Below are 19,078 nucleotides of genomic sequence, written 5' to 3'. Positions count from 1 at the left end.
GCCGCCGCGAGCAACCCGACAGGGTACGGACGCCCGCTCACGGCCGGGCTGTGAGAGCGGCCGGAGTGCCCCGTTCACCCTCGGCGCGCACGGACGGCCGGTCCCGGCCCTCGGCCCGGCCTCGGTTCCTCCGGGCGGAACCGATCCGCCGTCCGCCCGGAGCAGCCGCCCCGCCTGCTCAGCGCGCTTCCGGTGCCCGCTCCAGCAGCGATCCCGCATCGGAGAGTACCCCGGAGATCCGCGCCAGTGCCGCCTCGTCCCGCTCCACGGCCTCCAGCACCGGACCCGCGGCCGTGTTCCAGCGGCGGGCCACGGCCCCCGGATCCTCGCCGGTCAGCAGGCCCGCAGCCTGCGCCGCGGCGCCGAGGGCGACCAACTCCTTCGCCTCCGGTACCTGAACGGGGCGCCCCGAGAGCCGTCGAACCGTCCGTTGCCAGGCGGTACCCCGGGCGCCGCCGCCGATGAGCAGCAGCGGAGCGCTGCGGTCCGCGTCCTGGTCGAGGACCAGGTCGAGTGCGCCGAGCAGCGAGTGGACCGCGCCGTCGTAGGCCGCCTGGAGCACCTGGCCGGCCGTCGTGTCGTGGCGCAGCCCGTGCAGCAGGCCGGCAGCGTTCGGCAGGTTCGGGGTGCGCTCCCCGTCCAGATACGGCAGGAGCGTGACGGACGTCCCGGGCTCGACGGCCTCGCGGTCCAGACCGAGCAGGGCCGCGATCCGGTCCACGGCGAGCGTGCAGTTCAGCGTGCAGGCGAGTGGCAGCCAGTCCCCGTGCGCGTCGGCGAAGCCCGCCACCGTGCCGGTCGGATCGGCGGGGCGGTGCCGGGACACGGCGTACACGGTGCCGGAGGTGCCGAGGCTCAGCACCGGGGTGCCCGGCCGCAGACCGAGGCCCAGCGCGGCGGCCGCGTTGTCGCCCGTGCCCGGCGCCACCAGGGTGCCCTTGGAGAAGGGCAGGTCATGGCTGTCGCGCACGGTGCCGGCCACCTCGCCTGGGCGTGCCACGCGGGGGAGCAGTGCCGGGTCGAGCCCCACGTGCGCCAGGGTGTCCTCGTCGTACGACTCCGTGCCCGACGCCCACCAGCCCGTGCCGGATACGTCGCCGCGGTCCGTGGTGCCCTCACCGGTGAGGCGTTCGGTGAGGTAGTCGTGGGGGAGCCGTACCGCCCTCGTCGCGCGGGCGGCCTCCGGTTCGTGCTCGGCCAGCCACGCCCACTTCGTCACCGTGAACGACGCGCCGGGCACGCTGCCGGTGCGCTCGGCCCAGGCCTTCGGGCCGCCCAGCTCCTCGACGAGCCGGCGGGCCTGCGGAGCGGAGCGGACGTCGTTCCACAACAGCGCGGGGCGGACCGGCTCGCCCCGGCGGTCCAGGGTCACCAGTCCGTGCTGCTGGCCGCCGACCGACACGGCGGCCGCCTCGTGCGCCGCGTCGCCGCACTGACGCAGCGCCTCGCACAGGGCGTCCCACCACTGACGCGGATCGCTCTCACGGCCCGCGCCGGAGGACACCGTGTGCGGCGCCTGGCCACTCGCCACGACACGCCCGGTGGCCGCGTCGACGACCAGCGCCTTCGTGGACTGTGTGGACGAGTCCACTCCGACGACGAGTGGACCCTCGGCTGCTGACATCGGGCTCTCCCTCTTTCACGGCTGACGACCGGCTTCACGGCTGACGACTGAGCTCGCGGCCGCCGGCCGAGGAGTACGGCCGGCTTCCGCGCGGGACGTGCGATGGGCCGCCGGGTACACCGGACCGAAGGCACCGGCCAGGGTGCCCCGACGTCTTCGGCACACCTTGTCTCTTCCCAGAGGCGCGTCCGCATACTAATTTGTAAACGGCCATGACGAAATAGTCGTACGCACCGAGGAGCCACGGCAATGAGCTACCAGCCCACCCCTGAGGACAAGTTCACCTTCGGCCTGTGGACCGTCGGCTGGCAGGGGAGGGACCCGTTCGGCGACGCCACGCGCCGGGCCCTCGACCCTGTCGAGACGGTGCAGCGACTGGCCGGACTGGGTGCCCACGGCGTCACCTTCCACGACGACGACCTGATCCCCTTCGGCGCCTCGGACGCCGAGCGCGAGTCGCACGTCAAGCGCTTCCGGCAGGCCCTCGACGCGACCGGCATGAAGGTCCCGATGGCCACCACGAACCTCTTCACGCACCCCGTCTTCAAGGACGGCGCGTTCACCGCCAACGACCGCGACGTCCGCCGTTACGCACTGCGCAAGACCATCCGCAACATCGACCTCGCCGCCGAACTCGGCGCGAAGACGTATGTCGCCTGGGGCGGACGCGAAGGCGCCGAGTCGGGCGCGGCCAAGGACGTGCGCGCCGCCCTCGACCGCATGAAGGAGGCCTTCGACCTCCTCGGCGAGTACGTCGTCTCCCAGGGCTACGACATGCGGTTCGCCATCGAGCCCAAGCCGAACGAGCCGCGCGGCGACATCCTGCTGCCCACCGTCGGCCACGCCCTGGCCTTCATCGAGCGCCTCGAACGCCCCGAGATGTACGGCGTCAACCCCGAGGTCGGGCACGAGCAGATGGCCGGACTCAACTTCCCGCACGGCATCGCCCAGGCCCTCTGGGCGGGCAAGCTCTTCCACATCGACCTCAACGGCCAGTCCGGCATCAAGTACGACCAGGACCTCCGCTTCGGCGCCGGCGATCTGCGGGCCGCCTTCTGGCTCGTCGACCTCCTGGAGAGCGCCGGGTACGACGGGCCGCGCCACTTCGACTTCAAGCCGCCGCGGACCGAGGACCTCGACGGCGTTTGGGCGTCCGCCGCCGGCTGCATGCGCAACTACCTGATCCTCAAGGAGCGCGCGGCCGCCTTCCGCGCCGACCCGGCGGTCCAGGAGGCCCTGCGCGCCTCGCGGCTGGACGAGCTGGTCCAGCCGACCGCGGCGGACGGTCTCCAGGCACTCCTCGCGGACAGCACGGCCTTCGAGGAGTTCGACGTGGAGGCCGCCGCGGCCCGCGGCATGGCCTTCGAGCAGCTCGACCAGCTGGCGATGGACCATCTCCTCGGCGCCCGGGCCTGAACCCGCACATGTGCGTGGAGGGCCGGCTCGCCGGCCGGAGCACGCGCGCCTAGAGCCTCTTTCCGGAGGCGCTGCCGGATCTGTACCGGTGCCGACAGCGCCTCGGCGAGAGGGCACGCACACAAGAAGAACCATGTACGGGACGAGGCTCATGGGGGCGCGAGGCGAGCGCGCGGCAGGCGGCGCGAGCCCGCGACAGCTTCCGCGCGCGGGTCGCCACGCGACCGGGAGGCCGGGAGGCTGTTCGGCATGTCCCTGGTGCCCGTACAGCCTCCGCCGTCCGGACAGCCGGGTGGCGCGTGGGGCGAGCCGGTCCCGCCGAGCAGACCCGAGCCGCCGTGGCGGACCCGTGGCCTGCTGCTCGCGGTTCTGGCCTGGCTCGTGGCCACGGTGACCGTCGCCGTGGTGGTGCTCACCGCCGCCGGGCAGCCCGGCTCCTCCCACAGCAGGGCCCCGGAGGGGAGCGGTACGAGCGCGGACGGCTCTCCCCGGCCGTCGGCCAGCCTGCCCGCCGAAGAACCCGGCCGCCTGACGCCGCCGACCGGAGGGAAGTCGTCGGCCGATCCCCCGAGTGCCGTGCCGAGCGAGGGCCGGGCGCCCGTGTCGCCCCTCCCGGACGACATGCTCTGACCGGCCCCGTGCTGCGAGGGCGGCCAAGCGGCGGCCGGCGTACGGCAGAGCACCGCAGCCATGCCTGCTCCACGGCAGGACTCAGGGGCGAGTCTCAGGGATGTCTCAGGGTCGGCGACCGGAACCGTCGGGCGCACGAGGCCGTTCTTCATGCAGAGAGCGGCACACGGCCGCGGAGGAGGCGACGCACATGTCCAAGAACGCGAAGATCGCTGTCGGGGGCGTCGCGGTCGGACTGATCCTGCTCATCTGGCTGCCCTGGTGGGTGGCATTCCTGATCGTGGTGGGAGTGCCCATAGCCGCCTACCTGGCGCTGGACCCCGCACAGCGACGCAGGCTGCGCCGGGTCACGCGCAAGGAGCTCGGTCGCTGAGCCCCGTCGCGCCCGATACGGCGGGTAGTGGCGGCCCCGGGCGTGCTGCGAGCCCAGGGGCGGGCCTCGGGCAAGGGCACGACGCGGACAAGGGCACGACGCGGACTCTGGCGCGTCGCGCCCGCCCGCCCGCGTCAGGGCGTGCGGTCCTCGCGGGTCAGCTGGGCCGCACCGCCATCCTGTCGAGCGCTTCCAGCAGGCCCGGCAGCTCGGGGCCCCGGCCCACGGGCAGCACCTCGCCGGGTTCGTCGTCGAGCAGGATGAACGCGATGTCGTCGGTGCGCGCCACCATCGACCAGCCGGGACCGTCGGCGCGCAGGGTGCGGGCGTCGCCGGGAGCGAAGGACGAGCGCACCCGCCCCAGCGGCGGCGGCGAGTCGAGGTACGCGCGGGCTTCCGCGAGCACCCGGCGCACTCCTCGGTGGCTGCCCTTCGGGACGGCCTCCTTGCCTCCGCCCGCGGCGGAGACCGGTGCGGCCGCGCCCTCGGGATCATCGGTACCCGAAGACGCCTGTGCCTCTGATGCCGTGGCTCCCTCGGGTGCCTGAGGGAGCTCGGCAGCCACCTTCGCCTCCGTGGCATCCGTCGCTTCCGAGACCGGGTTCCGCGCGCCCCCGCCCTCCTCCGTCGCCGTGGCCTTCCCAGCCGTTGCCGCCTCCGGTGTCCCTCCGGCGGCGGCGAAGTTCTCATCGGCTATCTGGCCTCGCCAGGCAGCCCACTGCAGGGCGATCTCGTCGGCACCCAGGCGCCGTTGGGCGGGGCCCCAGCAACTGGTGTCCGGCGGCGCCAGCGGAGGCTGGTCCGCGGTGTCCGGCCCGGGATCATGGGGCGCGGGCACACCGGGGGCGGCGACGGCGACGGCCAGCGGCCACCCGGGCAGGGCGGCCACGACCGTGCGCTCGTCCGGCGACAGCTCGTACTCCATGCCGCAGTCCCAGGAGGCGATGGCCACGGCGACCAGCGAGACGTCGTCGATGACGACCGTCCAACGGGCGCCCTCGCCGTCCTGCCCGAGGACGAGCCCGTACCCGTCGGCGCGCGGCGCCAGTTCCAGCGCCGCGCAGGCCTCCGGATAGTCGTCCCCGAGCACGCTCGGGAACTGCGCGGGCGTCAGCAGCACCGCGGTGAGCACGTACAACGCCTCGTCCGCGGCGACGGCTTCGTCGTCCGTCACGGCCATCCCAGCCTCCCCAGTGGTTCGTCCAACGGCGCGCACCCTAGTGCGCCCGGACGGCGCTTGTCACGACTCCGCGCGCCCCCGTGGAGCTGCGGTTGTCCGCCCGGACGGGGGCGAAACACCTCCTTCCGAAAGAACCGCCTCCCTCAGGCCGCAGGCAGCCCGAGCAGGTCCTGCGCCACCGAGTGAGGCGAGACGTCACGCTCCCGGGCAAGGGCGATGACGGCCCGGCAGGCCAGTTCGCTCACGCCGAACGACAGCGCCTCGGGCGACACCCAGGCCGATGCCTCGTCGATCCGGTCCTGGTCGTCCTCGGCGCAGGCCGCCACATAGGCGGCCGCCGCTTCGAACAAGTTGTGCGCACGCTTTTCCCGGACCCCCGGGGCCTGCGCACGGGGGGAGACGCGAAACCTCACGGCGTACTTGCGAATCGTGTCGAACACGAGGATCACCTTCCGCTCGAACGGGGTCTTCATCGATCGCCCATCTGTTCCTGTTCAACGTAGAGTTGGAGTTTCGGCAGCAGAAGGGGGACGCAGCGGTGAAGCGCTTCGACCGGCTCGAGCGGATCCGGCGGATGGACCCGGTGAAGGACGCCGCGGAGATCTACCGGCTCAGCGCGGCGTTCGAATTCCCCTGGGACTACACGAGAGCCCTGGAGCTGGCCCTCTACCGCACCTACGCGGTGCCCGGCATCGGGCGGCTGCTCGCGGAGACGGCGGAGCTGACCGACCGTTCGCAGAAGCGGTACGACGACACCGTGCTCCTGCTGGACACCGTCCTGGAACACGGATTCGCCGCCGGTGAGAGCCGTACGGCGATCCGTCGCATCAACCAGATGCACCGCAGCTACGACATCAGCGACGACGACATGCGTTACGTGCTGGCCACCTTCGTCGTGGTCCCCAGGCGCTGGATCGACACCTACGGCTGGCGGCGCCTGTCGCGGCACGAGGTCGTCGCCACCACCGAGTACTACCGCACCCTCGGCCGCCACATGGGCATCCCGGACATCCCCGGGACCTATGAGGAGTTCGCGTCCCTCCTCGACGCCTACGAGCACGCCCACTTCGCCTGGGACGAACGTTCGCGGCAGGTCTCCGACGCCACACTCGACCTGATGGCCTCCTGGTATCCGCGGCCACTGGCACCCCTGCTGCGCACGGCGACGCTCGCGCTGCTCGACGAACCCCTGCTGCGGGCCTTCCGCTACGAGGCTCCGGGCGCGGCCACCACGTCCCTCGTGCGCCGCGCGGTGCGGACACGGGGCCGGCTCGTCCGGTTGCTGCCGCCGCGCCGCTCCCCGCACTTCGCCCGGCAGAACCGGGAGGTCAAGGGCTACCCGAACGGCTACCAGGTGGCCGGCCTGGGCACCCGGCCGGTCCCGGGTATGGGTGGATGCCCCGTACGGCACCGTGGCACCTCAGCGGCCGAAGCCGCCGAGTGAGGTCAGCGTGTCACGCAGCCACGCCAGTTCGGCCCGGCTGGTGGCCCGCGCGATCGTGAGGACGCCGCGCCGGAAGGGATCGGTCATCTCCTCCGCGGGCAGCGGCCGGTCGCCGTCGTAGAAGAAGCTCGACGGCTCCTCCAGGAAGGCCAGCCTGCGCCGCAGCACGGCCGCCTGTGCCTCGGGGTCGTCCAGGTGCCGCAGGAACGCGAGCAGGGTGAACCACTGGTTCTCGTCCGTGATCTCGCGCTGTCCGGGCTCGGCCAGGCGCCGCCTCAGTTCCCGCCTGCCCTCGTCCGTGAGCGTGAGGACGTGGCGCGGTGCGGCGACGGCACCCGGCTCGGTGGCCCGGGCCAGCAGCCCGGCCTTCTCCAGTCGCTTGATCGCCGGGTACAGCGTGCTTTCGGCGACTGGCCGTACGTGCCCGGTCAACGCGGCGATGTGCCTGCGCAGGACGTACCCGTGCAGCGGCGTGTCGTAGAGGAATCCGAGGATGGCGAGTTCCAGCATGTCCGCATTCTCGCGCACCGACGCTGTACATCCTCGCCGCAATAATACGGTGCCGTAATACATCGGTGTCGATGTATGCTCCCGTGCGGATCATGGCGGACGCGGAAGCGGATACGAAAGTGGGGGCACGATGCGGCAGGTCGAGTTCGACGGCAAGGGGAACCGGATCCGGTGGACGGAGATTCCGGGGGAGGGGCCGGCACGCGTGTACCTGCACGGCCTCGGTTCGATGTCGGCCGTCTACCACGCGCACATCGTGGCCCGGCCTGAACTGACCGGCAGGCGCAGCCTGCTGATGGATCTCCCCGGGCATGGGACCAGCGACCGGCCCGAGCACTTCGGTTACACGCTGGAGGAGCACGCGGACGCCGTGGCGGCCGCGCTGGACCGGGCCGCGATCGCCGGTGCGGAGCTGATCGGCCACAGCATGGGAGGCGCCGTCGCGATCGTCCTCGCGCACCGGCGGCCCGACCTGGTCGGCCGGCTGGTGCTGGCGGAGGCCAACCTCGACGCCTGCCCGCCGCCCACGGCGGGCAGCAGCGGGATCGCCGCCCATGACGAGGAGGAGTTCGTCGCAGGGGGGTACGCGCGCGTCCTGGAGGCGGTGGGCCCACTGTGGGCGGCCACCATGCGGCTCGCGGATCCCCGCGCGCTGCACCGCAGTGCCGCCGGCCTGCGACGCGGATCGGACCCCGTGATGCGGACGATCCTGGAAGGGCTCCCGATCGAGCGCGTCTACCTCCAGGGCGAGGAGAGCGGCGCGCTGGACGGCCGGGAGCGCCTGGAAGCCGCCGGGGTCCGCGTGGTGACGGTACCCGGCGCGGGACACAACATCATGTTCGACAACCCCGAAGCCTTCGCGGCGGCCGTAGCCGGACAGTACTGAGCCCGGCCGTCACTGGAGGACAGTACTGAACCCGGCCGTCACTGGAGGACGGTACTGAGCCCGGCCGTCACCGGACGGTACTGAGCCCGGCCCGCCCGGCCGCTCTCAGCCCTCGCGCACGGCCAGCGCGAGAAAGCGGTCGTCCTCGTCGACGTACGACGTCATACGCCAGCCCGAACGGGAGAGGAGCGGGCCGAGGTTGGCCTCGGCCCGCAGGTCCTCGGCGGTGAGCTGACGTCCATGACGCGCGGCGAGGGCGGCCCGGCCGATGGGGTGGAACAGCGCGAGCAGGCCACCGGGGCGGACCACGCGGGCCAGCTCCCGGAGATTCTCCACGGGCTGCGCCAGGTGCGCGATCAGGCCCGCGGCGAAGACGGCGTCCAGGGAGTCCGGGCGCAGCGGCAGCGCGGCGACGTCGCTGAGCAGCAGCAGTCCGTCGCGGTCCCTGCCCGCCTCCCTGGCCGTCCGCAGCATCTCCGGCGTCAGATCGGCACCGATCACCACCCCCGAGGGCCCCACGGCGGCACGCAGCGGAGGCAGTGCGCGGCCGGTGCCGCAGCCCGCGTCGAGCACACGGTCGCCCGCGCGCAGACCCAGCTCCGCGATGGCGGCCGCGTAGACCGGACCGTCGTCGGGGAAGCGGCTCTCCCAGCCGGCCGCCCGGCTGCCGAAGAATTCCTGCACATGCGTGTGGTTGTCGCTCATACCTCGCATGATCTCCCACCGCCGCGAGTCATGCGTCTACGTGCACGTTCGCACGAGAGACGATCGTTCTGTCACATCACCGTGTCATATTGCGACGCCTTTCGGAATGCGCCCCCTTTGTGCACCCGTGCCCCGGCTAGCGTCCCGGAGTCATGGGACACCTGGACCACGCCGCCTTCGGCTGGCTGACCCCCGCACTGTCGTACGTGATGGCCTGCATAGGCGCCGCACTGGGACTGCGCTGCACCATGCGCGCGCTCGCCACCACCGGCCGCTCGCGCCGCAACTGGCTCGTCACCGCCGCCTCCGCGATCGGCACCGGCATCTGGACCATGCACTTCGTGGCCATGCTCGGCTTCCGCGTCAGCGGCACCGACATCCGCTACGACGTGCCGCTGACGATCCTCAGCCTCGTCGTCGCCATGGCCGTCGTCTGCGGCGGCGTCTTCGCCGTCGGCTACAGCCGGGACCCCAACCGCGCGCTTCTCCTCGGCGGTCTGGCCACCGGACTCGGCGTCGCCAGCATGCACTACCTCGGCATGGCCGCGGTCCGCCTCCACGGCCACGTCACCTACGACCCCGTCCTCGTCGGGGTGTCGGTACTGATCGCCGTGGTCGCCGCGACCGCCGCCCTGTGGGCGGGCCTCAACATCAAGTCGCCCGTCGCGGTCACCCTCGCCTCCCTCGTCATGGGCGCGGCCGTCAGCAGCATGCACTACACCGGCATGTTCGCGGTGAGCGTGCGGGTCACCCCGGCCGGCGAGACGCTGCCCGGCGCCACCGCGATGCAGTTCATCTTCCCCCTCGCCGTCGGTCTCGGGTCCTACCTGTTCCTCACCTCGGCCTTCGTCGCTCTCTCGCCCACGGCCGACGAGCGCGAGGCGTCCGCCTCCGCGCAACGGACCGTCGAGAGCGCCGCCCGCTAGCCGGAGCCCGGTCCGAGAGCCCCGACCCACGTACCGAGCGAGGAGGCCATGCGCCCACCCCGAAGCACCCCGAAGGCCGACCCAGCGGCACAGCCACCGCTCCCGCAGCGCGGCCGCCGCGCGCACGCCGGACCCCCGGCCGACGAGGTGGCGGACCCGCTCCTCGGCCCCGCGCCGGACACCTTGCCGCCGGCCGCGGGCCGCTGGAGCATGCGCCCCCGCACCGTACGGGCCAAGGTGGTCTGCCTGCTGATGGTGCCCGTCGTCTCGCTGCTCGCCCTGTGGGCGTACGCCACCGTCACCACCGCCCAGGACGTCGCCCGGCTGCGCCAGTCCCAGCGTGTCGACGCCGAATTGCGCACACCCGTCGCCGCGGCCGTGACCGCTCTCCAGGCCGAACGCGCCGCGGCCGTGCGCTACGCCGCGGACCCGGACCCGGCACGCGGGGACGACCTCGAAGGCCTCGCGTCCCGCACCGACCGGGCCGTGGCCGCGCTGAGGCTCGGCGACGACCACACCGTCGCCGACAGCCAGGAACTGCCCGGCGCCGTCGCCGGCCGCCTCGAGACCTTCGTCGCCGGCACCGCGCACCTGCGCGTCCTGCGGACGGCCGTGCTCGATCGCAGGACCGGTTGGCACGCGGCGTACACGCAATACACCAGGACCATCGTGGACGCCTTCGCGGTGGACGGCGCCCTCACCGCCATCCAGCAGCACGACGTCGGCTCCGACGCGCGCGTGCTGCTCGAATTCTCCCGTGCCGGCGAGTCACTGGCCCAGGAGGACGCCGTCCTCGGCAGCGCCCGCCCCGCCGATCGGATCCAGGGCGACCGGCTGCGGCTGTTCACCGCCGCCGTGGCCGCGCGGCGCACGCTCACCGACGCGGCCGTCGCCGATCTCCCCGACGCGCAGCGCTCCGCCTGGCACCGGCTCACCGACACCAACGCCTACGCCACACTCACGGCGGCCGAAGAAAGGATTCTCGCCGCCGCACCTGGCATCAAGGCGGTGGACACCTCGCCCGCGTCGGCCTGGACCGCGGCCCACACGCGCGTGCGCGACGGCATGGACACCGTCGCGGCGGACGCGGGCCGCACCGTCGCGGGCCGCGCCGACCCCTTCACCCGTGGCCTGCTCAGCCCGGCGGGCGCCGCGGTGCTCTTCGGTCTGGCCGCCGTCGTGGCCTCGCTCGTCATCTCGGTCCGGATCGGTCGCGGCCTCGTGGTCGAGCTCATCAGCCTGCGCAACGACGCTCTGGGCATCGCCCGCCGTAAACTCCCCGCGGCCATGCGGAAACTGCGCGCGGGCCAGGAGATCGACATCCAGGCCGAGGCCCCGGCCGGGCCGCCCGCCGAGGACGAGACCGGACAGGTGGCCGAGGCCCTGACGACGGTGCACCGCGCGGCCCTGCTCGCCGCGGTCGAGCGCGCCGAACTCGCCAGCGGTATCTCCGGGGTCTTCGTCAACCTCGCCCGGCGCAGCCAGGTCCTGGTCCACCGCCAGCTCAACCTCCTGGACAGCATGGAGCGGCGCTCCGACGACCCCAACGAACTGAGCGACCTGTTCCGGCTCGACCACCTCACCACCCGCATGCGGCGCCACGCGGAGAGCCTGATCATCCTCTCCGGAGCGGCACCCGGCCGCGCCTGGCGCATGCCGGTGTCCCTCACCAACGTCGTACGTGCCGCCGTGTCCGAGGTCGAGGACTACGCGCGCGTGGAGGTGCGCCAGTTCCCCGCGGCCGCCGTCGTCGGCACCGCCGTCGCCGACCTCACCCATCTGCTCGCCGAACTCGTCGAGAACGCGGCCCAGTTCTCCCCGCCCCACACGCGCGTGCGGGTCACCGGCGAGCCCGTGGGCAACGGTTACGTCCTCGAGGTCGAGGACCGAGGCCTCGGTATGGGCGCCGAGACCCTCGCCGAGGCGAACCGGCGCATCGAACAGTCCGAGGCCCTCGACCTGTTCGACAGCGACCGCCTCGGACTGTTCGTGGTCAGCAGGCTCGCCGCCCGGCACGGCATCAAGGTGCATCTGCGCACCTCCCCCTACGGGGGCACCACCGCCGTCGTGCTGCTGCCCACCGACCTGCTGCACACCGGAGCCGTGGAGCGCCCGGCGCAGGAGACGCAGGAACAACCGGAGGCCGGCAGCGGGTACGCGCGCGTCCCCGAGGCACCCCAGCCGCCGGCCGCGGTCACCGCGCACACCGGCCGGCCCGCCCTGGCGGCCACCGCTCCCGCCGCACCGGCCGCCGCGGCGCACGAGCCCCCGCCGCCGGGAGTCACCACGCTGAGGCTGCACCGGCCACCGGACGACCCCGAGTCCTCCGAGGACCTCCCGCGCCGCGTGCGCCAGGCGAACCTCGCCCCCCAGCTCCGCCGGCAGCGCGCCGAGGAACCGGAGCCCGAGAGCACCCCGGCCGGCGACGACCGGCGCACCCCCGAACTCGTGAGGGACCGCATGGCGGCCTACCGGGCCGGCTGGGTACGCGGCGGCGGCAGACAGCCCGGCCGCGTCGCCGCCCCGGAACCCGAAACGGGCCGTGACAGCACCGAAGGAGACCACGCATGATCCAGGACCCGAACACGAGAGGCGCCCAGCGGTCAGGCGAACTCGACTGGCTGCTGGACGACCTGGTGATGCGGGTGAGCGAGGTACGGCACGCCGTCGTGCTGTCCAACGACGGCCTGGCCGTCGGCGCCTCCACCGGCCTCGCACGGGAGGACGCAGAGCACCTCGCCGCGGTGGCCTCCGGTTTCAACAGCCTCGCCAAGGGCGCCGGACGGCACTTCGGGGCGGGTGGCGTACGTCAGACGATGGTGGAGATGGACGACGCGTTCCTCTTCGTGGCGGCCGCCGGCGACGGCTCCTGCCTCGCCGTTCTCACCGCGGTCACCGCCGACATCGGTCTGGTCGCCTACGAGATGGCACGCCTGGTCAAGCGGGTGGGCGAGCACCTCTACACGGCTCCCCGTGTCGGTGCGCGCCCGCCCGCGGGCGGATGAACCGGGAAGGGCCCGCGCGGATGACCGGCACCCCGGGCGACGACCTGTCCGATCAGGGCAGCCAGTGGTACGACGGCGAGGCCGGGCCACTGGTCCGTCCCTACGCCATGACCGGCGGGCGTACCCAGCCGGGCCCCACCGGAGTGCGCTTCGACCTGATCGCGCTCGTCGCCCTCGACCCCGCGGCTCCCGCGGTGGACGACGACACCGCGCTCGGCCCGGAACACCGGACCCTGATCGACCTGTGCCGCACGGACACCCAGTCGGTCGCCGAACTCTCGGCGGACGCCGACCTCCCCGTCGGCGTGGTCAGGGTGCTCCTCGGCGACCTCCTCGAAATGGGGTGCGTCACCGTCAGCCGTCCCGTGCCTCCGGCGCATCTGCCCGACGAACGGATTCTGCGCGAGGTCATCGCCGGATTGCGGGCCCTGTAGATGAACATTCACGCCCAACCGGGCGTCGTCCCGCACGCCGAACCGCGCGCATTCGGCAACCATCCGGGCGCGAGCCGGTCACATCAGGTGCATTTCAGTCCGAGCCCGCGCCGTGGCGCCGGAGTTGTCATCATGCTGACTTCGTCCACGGGTCCATCGACCGCAGCCGGCCCTCCCGAGAGAAGTGATCATGGCCTCTGAGCACTCCGACGCCGCCGGCGACCCGTCCGCCCTGGCGCTGAAGATACTGGTCGCCGGCGGATTCGGCGTCGGCAAGACGACCCTGGTCGGGGCCGTGAGCGAGATCCGGCCGCTGCGCACCGAGGAACTGCTCAGCGAGGCGGGCCAGCTGGTGGACGACACCGACGGCGTCGACCACAAGGTCACCACGACCGTGGCCATGGACTTCGGGCGCATCACCATCCGCTCCGGCCTCTCGCTCTATCTCTTCGGGACGCCGGGCCAGGACCGCTTCTGGTTCCTGTGGGACGAGCTCTCGCAGGGCGCCCTCGGTGCCGTGGTCCTCGCGGACACCCGGCGGCTCGAGGACTGCTTTCCGGCGGTCGACTACTTCGAACACCGGCGCATCCCGTTCGTGGTGGCCGTCAACTGCTTCCCCGGAGCGCGCTCCTACGGCGCCCCCGACGTCTCCCGCGCCCTCGACCTGGACCAGGGCACGCCCGTGGTCCTGTGCGACGCGCGTGACAGGTCCTCCGGCAAGGAAGTGCTCATCAGCCTCGTCGAGTACGCCGGGCGGATGCACACCGCCCGGCTCCTGGACTCGGTCAGCTGAACCCGGGCCTCAGCCCGTCATGTCCTTCAGGGCCACCACATGGTCGACGGTGGCCCTGACCAGCAGTTCACCCGGAACGCCGTTGCGGGCGCCGAACTCCTCGGCGCGGTCCTCGCCCACGTACCGCGCGGCGATCCGGGTGGCCCAGTGGCGGACCTCGTCCAGGTCCTCCGACAATCGGGCGCGGCCGTTCAGCGTCACGAAGGAGAACGGGGGCCGGTCGTCGTCCACGCACAGGGCGATCCGTCCGTCACGGGCGATATTCCGCCCTTTCACGGTGTCCGCGCCGGTGTTGAAGACCAGGTCGTCGCCGTCCAGCAGAAACCAGATCGGTGCGACATGAGGGCTCCCATCGGCCCGTACGGTCGCCAGCTTGCCGGTTCGGGTGCCGTACGAGACGAACGCCCGCCATTCCTCGTCGGTCATCTTCTGTGCCATACGTCCATCCTGCTTGCCCGGACGCCGGAGGTGGGGAAGGCTGGCGGAGAGATCCTCCGCCACGGGGGGAGACGTCACACGGGGAGACCGAAGATGGCGCAGAACCAAGGACTCGGCTGGCTCCTGGACGATCTGACGGAGCGGGTGGACCACGTGCGGCACGCGCTGGTCCTGTCGAACGACGGACTGGTCACCGGAGCGAGCACCGGCCTCCGGCGCGAGGACGCGGAGCATCTGGCCGCTGTCGCCTCCGGACTGCACAGTCTGGCCAAGGGATCGGGACGGCACTTCGGCGCGGGCCGGGTGCGTCAGACGATGGTCGAGTACGACGACGCGGTGCTGTTCGTCACCGCCGCCGGGGCCGGCAGCTGTCTGTGCGTGCTGAGTGCGGCGGACGCCGACATCGGCATCATCGCCTACGAGATGACCCTGCTCGTGAACCGCGTCGGCGAGCACCTCGGCGTGGACGCCCGCCAACCCGAGCACACTCCGCTGATGGACCTCTGACCTGCATGTTCTTCCTGCTCCATGGAGTTATCCACAGGACCGCCACGAGAAGTGCCGATCCGGCTACCGTGTGTGTACGGCGATCGCACAGGGCGTGAGCCACCCGCTCCACGGGGGAGTACACATGTCGGGCAGCACGGTCACCCCACATCGCACAATCACCGCACGTCGCACAGCCACCCCACGTCGCACGGTCACCCCGCTCCACGCCGTCGTACCGGTCCCACGTGACGGCCCGTCCGGTGCCGGCGGACCGTCCCGCCCCGTCACCTGCCCGCCAAGCCGCGCGGCCCGGGAACTGGGGCTCAGGCCCAATGAGTTCGACCTGGCCGTCCGCCTAGGCCGCATCTGTACCGTGCCCGACGAGGGCGGCGGAGGAGATCGCAGGGTCGCCCGCTCCGAGATCGACCGGCCGCGTGCAGCGAGTGGATCTCCCACGGAACTCCGGGCGCGCGTGCAGGTCGTGGGTACGGCGGAGGGTGCCGCGATCATGGGGGTCTCCGCAGGCCGGTTCGCGCGACTCGCACGCCTGGGACTGCTGGTGCCGGTGCGCTTCTACCTCAACCGCTACCGGGCGGTGGTCTGGCTCTATCTGGCCGAGGAACTCAGGCAGTTCGCGGCAGGCGAGGAGAACGCGCGCCTGCTCACGGGACGCACACCCGAGACACTGAGGAGCCAGCTGGCGTCGGGTGTCGATCTCCGCGCCCGCAACTGGCGAGGCCGGCACCTCGGATTGCTGCTCCGACAGGCGGAAGGACCCTGGGAGCGAGCCGGGGCACTGGCCACCTTTCTGGCCTCCGCCGAGATCGAGGACATCGTCGGTGATCCGCGTGAGCGTGCCCGGCTGGACGGGCTGCGGACCTCACCGCCCGGTGCCGGGGCCCCGGGTTCACCCGCTGCCTGCCTGGCCGAGGAGCTGATGACGGCGCAGGCCCCGGACGAGATCGACTGGCTCCGGGCCGACTTGGCGCAGGTGCTGGAGGAGGCGCGCGCCCAGATGCGGGACCGGGCAGTCGCTGCGGAGCCGGGCAGGGCCGTCACCGCGGACGCGGACCGGGCCGGCACTGCGGACCCGGGCGGGGTCGGCGCCGCGGACGCCGACGGCACCACGAGCTCGAACCGGTCCGGTACACCGGGCCCGCCATCGATGCGGCGCGGCTTGCGCGGTTGGCTGCGCCGGAGAGGCCGCCGGCGGGAGGACGCGTGATCAGGCCTCGCTGAGATCCCGTCAGGCGGGTCAGGTGCGACCGGTCCGGCTCGGCCGTGTTCAGTCCGCCGCGGCGACTGCCTCGACCAGGGCGTCCGCCGCGAGCAGGCCGAGACTGTTGGAGGCGAGCGGACTGTCACCGGTGAGCAGCTTCCTGTCCTGGTGCGTCCTGCCGGTCATGTCGTCGTTGATGACGTTCACCCCCTGCTCTCTCAGCAGACCGGCGACCAGCCACGGCAGGCGTCCTGGCAGGTAGCCGATCTCGAGGTTGGGCCCCTCGTCGAGAGAGTCGGGGAAGACGCAGACCGAATACCCCTTGAACGGAGACTCGTCCTTGCCGAGGGCGGCGGCCAGCAGAGAGGCGGGGCCATGGCACAGAGTGATGATGTGCTTGTCGTTGGACAGGGCCCAGTCGAGCGTCTTGGTCACTTCCTCGCTGGTCGGCAGTCCGACCACGGCGCCGTGACCGCCCGGGATGAAGACGGCGATGTAGTCCGAGTCCTCACCGAGTCCGTCGGCGACGACATCGGCGAGGTTCAGGGGCTGCTTGAGCTTCGGCTTCAGGGCTTCGTAGGTCGCCTGTACGGCCTCGTCCTCTTCCGGCATCGCCCACAGTTCCAGCTTCGCCGGGTAGCCGCCGACGGTGGCGACGTCGATGTCGAAGCCGGCCTCCATCATGTGATGCGCGGGAAGGAGCATTTCGACCGGGTGGTTCCCGGTGGAGAACATCTTCTCGTTCTCCACCAGCACGTAACGCTCCGCGGCCGCGATCATCAGCACCTTCCACTTGCCCCCGGTGTAGGCGCCCTTGTGCTGCACGCCGTCGAAGTTCGTCTTCGGCGACGTGTACTGGCTCAGCGAATACGGTGACGGGAAGAACGCGTTGTCCTCCGCCGGATCGGGTGTGGGGTCCCTGCTCAGATCGTCTGTGGCAGATGACATAGCGGCGACCTGCTCTCAAGGCTGAAAGGGTCCGGGCACCGGCGCGGACTGCCCGTTCGAAATGATCCACTTCGATGCTAGCGCGGCTGGGGCGCCGGGGCAGGTGGATCAAGCGGTGGTACCTGGCGTCATCCTGCCCGGTGCGAGCCGGCAACGGTGCCGCGCCCGCCGCGCCCACTGCGGCCCACTGCGCCCGCCGCGCCCGCGCGCTGCTGAGCCAGGTCCCCAGGTCGGCACAGCCGTGGGTGGCCACGCTGCTGCGGATGGTCTCCGAACAGCGTGACACCGACACCGACACCGACACCGAGGGCCGGGAAACGGTCACCGTCGGCAAGGAATCACGCCATTTCGCCTGGTCCGGACGAGAAGGGTGCAGTCGGTGCAGTCTTTGACGGCCGGGTGGGGCGGCCGATCCGCCGATGACGAAGAGTCGGTGGACAGCCGGTTGTGTGCCCAGAAGACTAGGCACTCGCTTGGGAAAGCGCATGGATCAAATGGACTCCATGGATATCAGGAATTCACGAACCGCCTGATATATGCCTAGTGGACAAACGTACTCGCGGGGTCCGGGGAGGTGACTGACATCAGGGAATTCCATACGACCACGGATCGATTCTGTGCTCGGCAGAGAAAGGCGGACGCCGCCGTCGATCTCGTGCGCGAGAACGTGCTGTCACCGTCGGCCCGGCCGCCCGTCAGCATCGACTGCCGCGGCCGACATTTCCTCAAAGAAACGTTGAATCCTGGATTCGGGAAATCCCGGGGTGCCCAGGACGTGGCCTTGGGCATCGGCAGCGCGCGGGCCGGCGGCAGCCGGGACGGCGGCGGCCGACGAGTTCACCACCGGTGCGGCCCGCCCTTCTGCTTCGTCGAGTCCTCCTGACGGATGGTGTGCGCAGAGCAATGACCGACCGACCCATCGTCGTCATCGACGCAGGTTCATATTCCCTGTCCGAGACCTCCATCGCCGGCGTGGGCCAGCGCCTCGCGGAGATCGCTCAGGTCCTCAGCCGGCGATTTTCCGTGCGAGTGATCGCGCGATCTGCCTCGGACACCGTCGACCTGGGTGCCGCGGAAGAGGTCGCCCTGGGTGAGGAGGCGGCACGCGCCATCGCGGCTGCCGACGCCGTCATGTTTTTCGACACCCCGGACAGGGACCGAATCGAGCTCGCTGTCGCCCACCGCAAACTGATCATCGGCGAATGCCGGGCGCCGATCGAGCACATGAGCTTCCCCTCGGTGCTCGCCTGTGCCGACCCGACCGGCGAGCACCAGCGATTCCTCGGAACCTACCGACGCATGCTGCAGGTGACGCACCATTTCCTCTGCCGCTCCCAGGTCGAGCGAGCGGCGCTTCTGTCGACGCTGTGCGCGTTCGGCCGGACGACGCCTGCCGACATCGCACGCTCCGCGACGCTGGACCACCTGGTCAGCACCGTGCCGGTCGGATTCAGCCGGCGCGGTCTCGAGGCGGCGGACGCCGTCAAGCCGGTCCATATGGCCGACTTTCTGTGGACCGGCGGCATCTGGGCCTTCTTCGAGCCGCTCATGCTGGTGGAGGCCATGAAGATCCTCCGTGACCGCGGCGTGGACGCCAGTGCCGCGTTCCTGCACGCGGCGCCGATCGAGGACACCCGGTCCACCATCGCCGAGGTCGGCAAGGCGATCGACGACCTCGAACTCGGCGATCGCGTCCACCTGCACACCGAGCCCCTCGCGCTGTCCGAACGCGACCAGTACGTGAAGGCAGCCGAGGCGTACGTGTGCATAGCGAAACCGGGCGCGGAGAACGAGACCGGTACCCGGCTGCGCCTGCGCGACACCTGGTTGCACGGCATACCCGCGATCATCGACCCCCACGGGATCTCCGGCGACCTGGTCGCTCGCGAGAACCTGGGAGTCGTCCTGCGCGAGCCCAGTGCAGAAAGCCTGGCCGACGCGCTTCAGCAGGTGAAGTCCGGCGCGGTCGGCAGGCCCGGCCGGCGCATGGAGCGGCTCTACGAGAACAGCATGGCCGCGTTCATGGACTGGTTGGACGAGGAACTGCGCGGTGGATGA

22 protein-coding genes are annotated in these 19,078 nt (G+C 71.7%); 15 read left to right on the top strand and 7 right to left on the bottom strand.

The window, feature by feature from the left end:
* Nucleotides 1-178: 178 nt before the first annotated feature.
* Nucleotides 179-1,624, bottom strand: a complete 1,446-nt coding sequence (gene xylB, locus ACIPRD_RS13735) for a xylulokinase (protein WP_401562838.1) — start codon at nucleotides 1,622-1,624, stop codon at nucleotides 179-181.
* A gap of 249 nt (nucleotides 1,625-1,873) precedes the next feature.
* On the opposite strand from xylB, the gene xylA reads away from it, so the two are divergent.
* The 3 genes from xylA to ACIPRD_RS13720 all read left to right on the top strand — a co-directional run bounded on the left by xylA (nucleotide 1,874) and on the right by ACIPRD_RS13720 (nucleotide 4,043).
* A complete protein-coding gene (gene xylA / locus ACIPRD_RS13730; RefSeq protein ID WP_356401265.1) occupies nucleotides 1,874-3,040 on the top strand; it encodes a xylose isomerase in 1,167 nt (388 codons plus the stop codon).
* Between the two features lie 249 nt (nucleotides 3,041-3,289).
* Nucleotides 3,290-3,670: a hypothetical protein gene (locus ACIPRD_RS13725; RefSeq protein WP_401562836.1), complete on the top strand. Its 381-nt coding sequence runs from the start codon at nucleotides 3,290-3,292 to the stop codon at nucleotides 3,668-3,670.
* A gap of 190 nt (nucleotides 3,671-3,860) precedes the next feature.
* Complete coding sequence (locus ACIPRD_RS13720) at nucleotides 3,861-4,043, top strand: hypothetical protein (protein ID WP_356401269.1); 183 nt, start codon at nucleotides 3,861-3,863, stop codon at nucleotides 4,041-4,043.
* A 157-nt stretch (nucleotides 4,044-4,200) separates the two neighbouring features.
* Here ACIPRD_RS13720 and ACIPRD_RS13715 read toward each other — a convergent pair whose 3' ends face one another.
* Nucleotides 4,201-5,223 carry a hypothetical protein gene (locus tag ACIPRD_RS13715; RefSeq protein WP_401562834.1) on the bottom strand — a complete coding sequence of 341 codons (1,023 nt, stop codon included), beginning with the start codon at nucleotides 5,221-5,223 and terminating at the stop codon, nucleotides 4,201-4,203.
* Between the two features lie 143 nt (nucleotides 5,224-5,366).
* Nucleotides 5,367-5,663 (bottom strand): hypothetical protein, encoded by a 297-nt coding sequence (locus tag ACIPRD_RS13710; RefSeq protein WP_401563184.1) that lies wholly within the window; start codon nucleotides 5,661-5,663, stop codon nucleotides 5,367-5,369.
* A 98-nt stretch (nucleotides 5,664-5,761) separates the two neighbouring features.
* On the opposite strand from ACIPRD_RS13710, the gene ACIPRD_RS13705 reads away from it, so the two are divergent.
* A complete protein-coding gene (locus tag ACIPRD_RS13705; RefSeq protein WP_401562832.1) occupies nucleotides 5,762-6,667 on the top strand; it encodes an oxygenase MpaB family protein in 906 nt (301 codons plus the stop codon).
* On the opposite strand, the gene ACIPRD_RS13700 is transcribed toward ACIPRD_RS13705, so the two are convergent.
* A complete protein-coding gene (locus tag ACIPRD_RS13700) occupies nucleotides 6,644-7,177 on the bottom strand; it encodes a PadR family transcriptional regulator (protein ID WP_401562830.1) in 534 nt (177 codons plus the stop codon). The two genes, ACIPRD_RS13705 and ACIPRD_RS13700, sit on opposite strands and share 24 nt — an antisense overlap.
* Nucleotides 7,178-7,307: 130 nt before the next feature.
* Here ACIPRD_RS13700 and ACIPRD_RS13695 point away from each other — a divergent pair, with 130 nt between their 5' ends.
* Nucleotides 7,308-8,063 (top strand): alpha/beta fold hydrolase, encoded by a 756-nt coding sequence (locus tag ACIPRD_RS13695; RefSeq protein WP_401562828.1) that lies wholly within the window; start codon nucleotides 7,308-7,310, stop codon nucleotides 8,061-8,063.
* 105 nt (nucleotides 8,064-8,168) lie between these two features.
* On the opposite strand, the gene ACIPRD_RS13690 is transcribed toward ACIPRD_RS13695, so the two are convergent.
* Complete coding sequence (locus ACIPRD_RS13690) at nucleotides 8,169-8,768, bottom strand: class I SAM-dependent methyltransferase (protein ID WP_401562826.1); 600 nt, start codon at nucleotides 8,766-8,768, stop codon at nucleotides 8,169-8,171.
* Between the two features lie 152 nt (nucleotides 8,769-8,920).
* Here ACIPRD_RS13690 and ACIPRD_RS13685 point away from each other — a divergent pair, with 152 nt between their 5' ends.
* From ACIPRD_RS13685 to ACIPRD_RS13665, 5 genes are all read left to right on the top strand, one after another.
* Nucleotides 8,921-9,694 carry an MHYT domain-containing protein gene (locus ACIPRD_RS13685; RefSeq protein WP_356401279.1) on the top strand — a complete coding sequence of 258 codons (774 nt, stop codon included), beginning with the start codon at nucleotides 8,921-8,923 and terminating at the stop codon, nucleotides 9,692-9,694.
* Between the two features lie 48 nt (nucleotides 9,695-9,742).
* Nucleotides 9,743-12,265 (top strand): nitrate- and nitrite sensing domain-containing protein, encoded by a 2,523-nt coding sequence (locus ACIPRD_RS13680; protein ID WP_401562824.1) that lies wholly within the window; start codon nucleotides 9,743-9,745, stop codon nucleotides 12,263-12,265.
* Nucleotides 12,262-12,699, top strand: a complete 438-nt coding sequence (locus ACIPRD_RS13675; RefSeq protein WP_356401284.1) for a roadblock/LC7 domain-containing protein — start codon at nucleotides 12,262-12,264, stop codon at nucleotides 12,697-12,699. The genes ACIPRD_RS13680 and ACIPRD_RS13675 overlap by 4 nt, the downstream gene beginning before the upstream one ends.
* A gap of 20 nt (nucleotides 12,700-12,719) precedes the next feature.
* Nucleotides 12,720-13,133, top strand: coding sequence for a DUF742 domain-containing protein (locus ACIPRD_RS13670; RefSeq protein ID WP_401562822.1), 414 nt, complete (start codon nucleotides 12,720-12,722; stop codon nucleotides 13,131-13,133).
* 190 nt (nucleotides 13,134-13,323) lie between these two features.
* Entirely contained in the window at nucleotides 13,324-13,926 is a 603-nt protein-coding gene (locus ACIPRD_RS13665; RefSeq protein ID WP_356401288.1) for an ATP/GTP-binding protein, read from the top strand.
* A gap of 9 nt (nucleotides 13,927-13,935) precedes the next feature.
* On the opposite strand, the gene ACIPRD_RS13660 is transcribed toward ACIPRD_RS13665, so the two are convergent.
* Complete coding sequence (locus tag ACIPRD_RS13660; protein WP_356401290.1) at nucleotides 13,936-14,364, bottom strand: PPOX class F420-dependent oxidoreductase; 429 nt, start codon at nucleotides 14,362-14,364, stop codon at nucleotides 13,936-13,938.
* A 93-nt stretch (nucleotides 14,365-14,457) separates the two neighbouring features.
* On the opposite strand from ACIPRD_RS13660, the gene ACIPRD_RS13655 reads away from it, so the two are divergent.
* A complete protein-coding gene (locus tag ACIPRD_RS13655; protein ID WP_356401292.1) occupies nucleotides 14,458-14,871 on the top strand; it encodes a roadblock/LC7 domain-containing protein in 414 nt (137 codons plus the stop codon).
* Nucleotides 14,872-14,995: 124 nt separating this feature from the next.
* Nucleotides 14,996-16,078 (top strand): DUF6397 family protein, encoded by a 1,083-nt coding sequence (locus ACIPRD_RS13650; RefSeq protein ID WP_401562820.1) that lies wholly within the window; start codon nucleotides 14,996-14,998, stop codon nucleotides 16,076-16,078.
* Between the two features lie 60 nt (nucleotides 16,079-16,138).
* Here the strand turns inward: ACIPRD_RS13650 and hchA are convergent, their stop codons facing one another.
* Nucleotides 16,139-17,020, bottom strand: coding sequence for a glyoxalase III HchA (gene hchA, locus ACIPRD_RS13645; protein WP_356401295.1), 882 nt, complete (start codon nucleotides 17,018-17,020; stop codon nucleotides 16,139-16,141).
* A 140-nt stretch (nucleotides 17,021-17,160) separates the two neighbouring features.
* Here hchA and ACIPRD_RS13640 point away from each other — a divergent pair, with 140 nt between their 5' ends.
* The 3 genes from ACIPRD_RS13640 (at nucleotide 17,161) to ACIPRD_RS13630 (ending at nucleotide 19,078) form a co-directional block, all read left to right on the top strand.
* Complete coding sequence (locus ACIPRD_RS13640) at nucleotides 17,161-17,412, top strand: hypothetical protein (RefSeq protein WP_401562818.1); 252 nt, start codon at nucleotides 17,161-17,163, stop codon at nucleotides 17,410-17,412.
* Nucleotides 17,413-17,594: 182 nt separating this feature from the next.
* The gene (locus ACIPRD_RS13635; RefSeq protein WP_401562816.1) at nucleotides 17,595-17,903 is read left to right on the top strand and encodes a hypothetical protein; all 309 of its coding nucleotides are present in this window, start codon (nucleotides 17,595-17,597) and stop codon (nucleotides 17,901-17,903) included.
* Nucleotides 17,904-17,923: 20 nt separating this feature from the next.
* Entirely contained in the window at nucleotides 17,924-19,078 is a 1,155-nt protein-coding gene (locus tag ACIPRD_RS13630) for a hypothetical protein (protein ID WP_401562814.1), read from the top strand.

Origin of the sequence: Streptomyces sp. NPDC090108, assembly GCF_044747185.1 — a bacterium.
Classification (GTDB): Bacteria; Actinomycetota; Actinomycetes; order Streptomycetales; family Streptomycetaceae; genus Streptomyces.
Note: the sequence above shows the minus strand (reverse complement) of the source record. Positions and strands in the feature narration are given on the sequence as shown.

Excerpts from the sequence above, each read along its gene's own strand:
- ACIPRD_RS13630 (WP_401562814.1), top strand. The coding sequence starts at position 17,924 with ATGACCGACCGACCCATCGTCGTCATCGACGCAGGTTCATATTCCCTG.
- xylB (WP_401562838.1), bottom strand. The coding sequence starts at position 1,624 with ATGTCAGCAGCCGAGGGTCCACTCGTCGTCGGAGTGGACTCGTCCACA.
- ACIPRD_RS13655 (WP_356401292.1), top strand. The coding sequence starts at position 14,458 with ATGGCGCAGAACCAAGGACTCGGCTGGCTCCTGGACGATCTGACGGAG.
- ACIPRD_RS13720 (WP_356401269.1), top strand. The coding sequence starts at position 3,861 with ATGTCCAAGAACGCGAAGATCGCTGTCGGGGGCGTCGCGGTCGGACTG.
- ACIPRD_RS13715 (WP_401562834.1), bottom strand. The coding sequence starts at position 5,223 with ATGGCCGTGACGGACGACGAAGCCGTCGCCGCGGACGAGGCGTTGTAC.
- xylA (WP_356401265.1), top strand. The coding sequence starts at position 1,874 with ATGAGCTACCAGCCCACCCCTGAGGACAAGTTCACCTTCGGCCTGTGG.
- ACIPRD_RS13695 (WP_401562828.1), top strand. The coding sequence starts at position 7,308 with ATGCGGCAGGTCGAGTTCGACGGCAAGGGGAACCGGATCCGGTGGACG.
- ACIPRD_RS13650 (WP_401562820.1), top strand. The coding sequence starts at position 14,996 with ATGTCGGGCAGCACGGTCACCCCACATCGCACAATCACCGCACGTCGC.
- ACIPRD_RS13675 (WP_356401284.1), top strand. The coding sequence starts at position 12,262 with ATGATCCAGGACCCGAACACGAGAGGCGCCCAGCGGTCAGGCGAACTC.
- ACIPRD_RS13700 (WP_401562830.1), bottom strand. The coding sequence starts at position 7,177 with ATGCTGGAACTCGCCATCCTCGGATTCCTCTACGACACGCCGCTGCAC.
- ACIPRD_RS13665 (WP_356401288.1), top strand. The coding sequence starts at position 13,324 with ATGGCCTCTGAGCACTCCGACGCCGCCGGCGACCCGTCCGCCCTGGCG.
- ACIPRD_RS13690 (WP_401562826.1), bottom strand. The coding sequence starts at position 8,768 with ATGAGCGACAACCACACGCATGTGCAGGAATTCTTCGGCAGCCGGGCG.
- ACIPRD_RS13685 (WP_356401279.1), top strand. The coding sequence starts at position 8,921 with ATGGGACACCTGGACCACGCCGCCTTCGGCTGGCTGACCCCCGCACTG.
- ACIPRD_RS13680 (WP_401562824.1), top strand. The coding sequence starts at position 9,743 with ATGCGCCCACCCCGAAGCACCCCGAAGGCCGACCCAGCGGCACAGCCA.
- hchA (WP_356401295.1), bottom strand. The coding sequence starts at position 17,020 with ATGTCATCTGCCACAGACGATCTGAGCAGGGACCCCACACCCGATCCG.
- ACIPRD_RS13660 (WP_356401290.1), bottom strand. The coding sequence starts at position 14,364 with ATGGCACAGAAGATGACCGACGAGGAATGGCGGGCGTTCGTCTCGTAC.
- ACIPRD_RS13670 (WP_401562822.1), top strand. The coding sequence starts at position 12,720 with ATGACCGGCACCCCGGGCGACGACCTGTCCGATCAGGGCAGCCAGTGG.
- ACIPRD_RS13725 (WP_401562836.1), top strand. The coding sequence starts at position 3,290 with ATGTCCCTGGTGCCCGTACAGCCTCCGCCGTCCGGACAGCCGGGTGGC.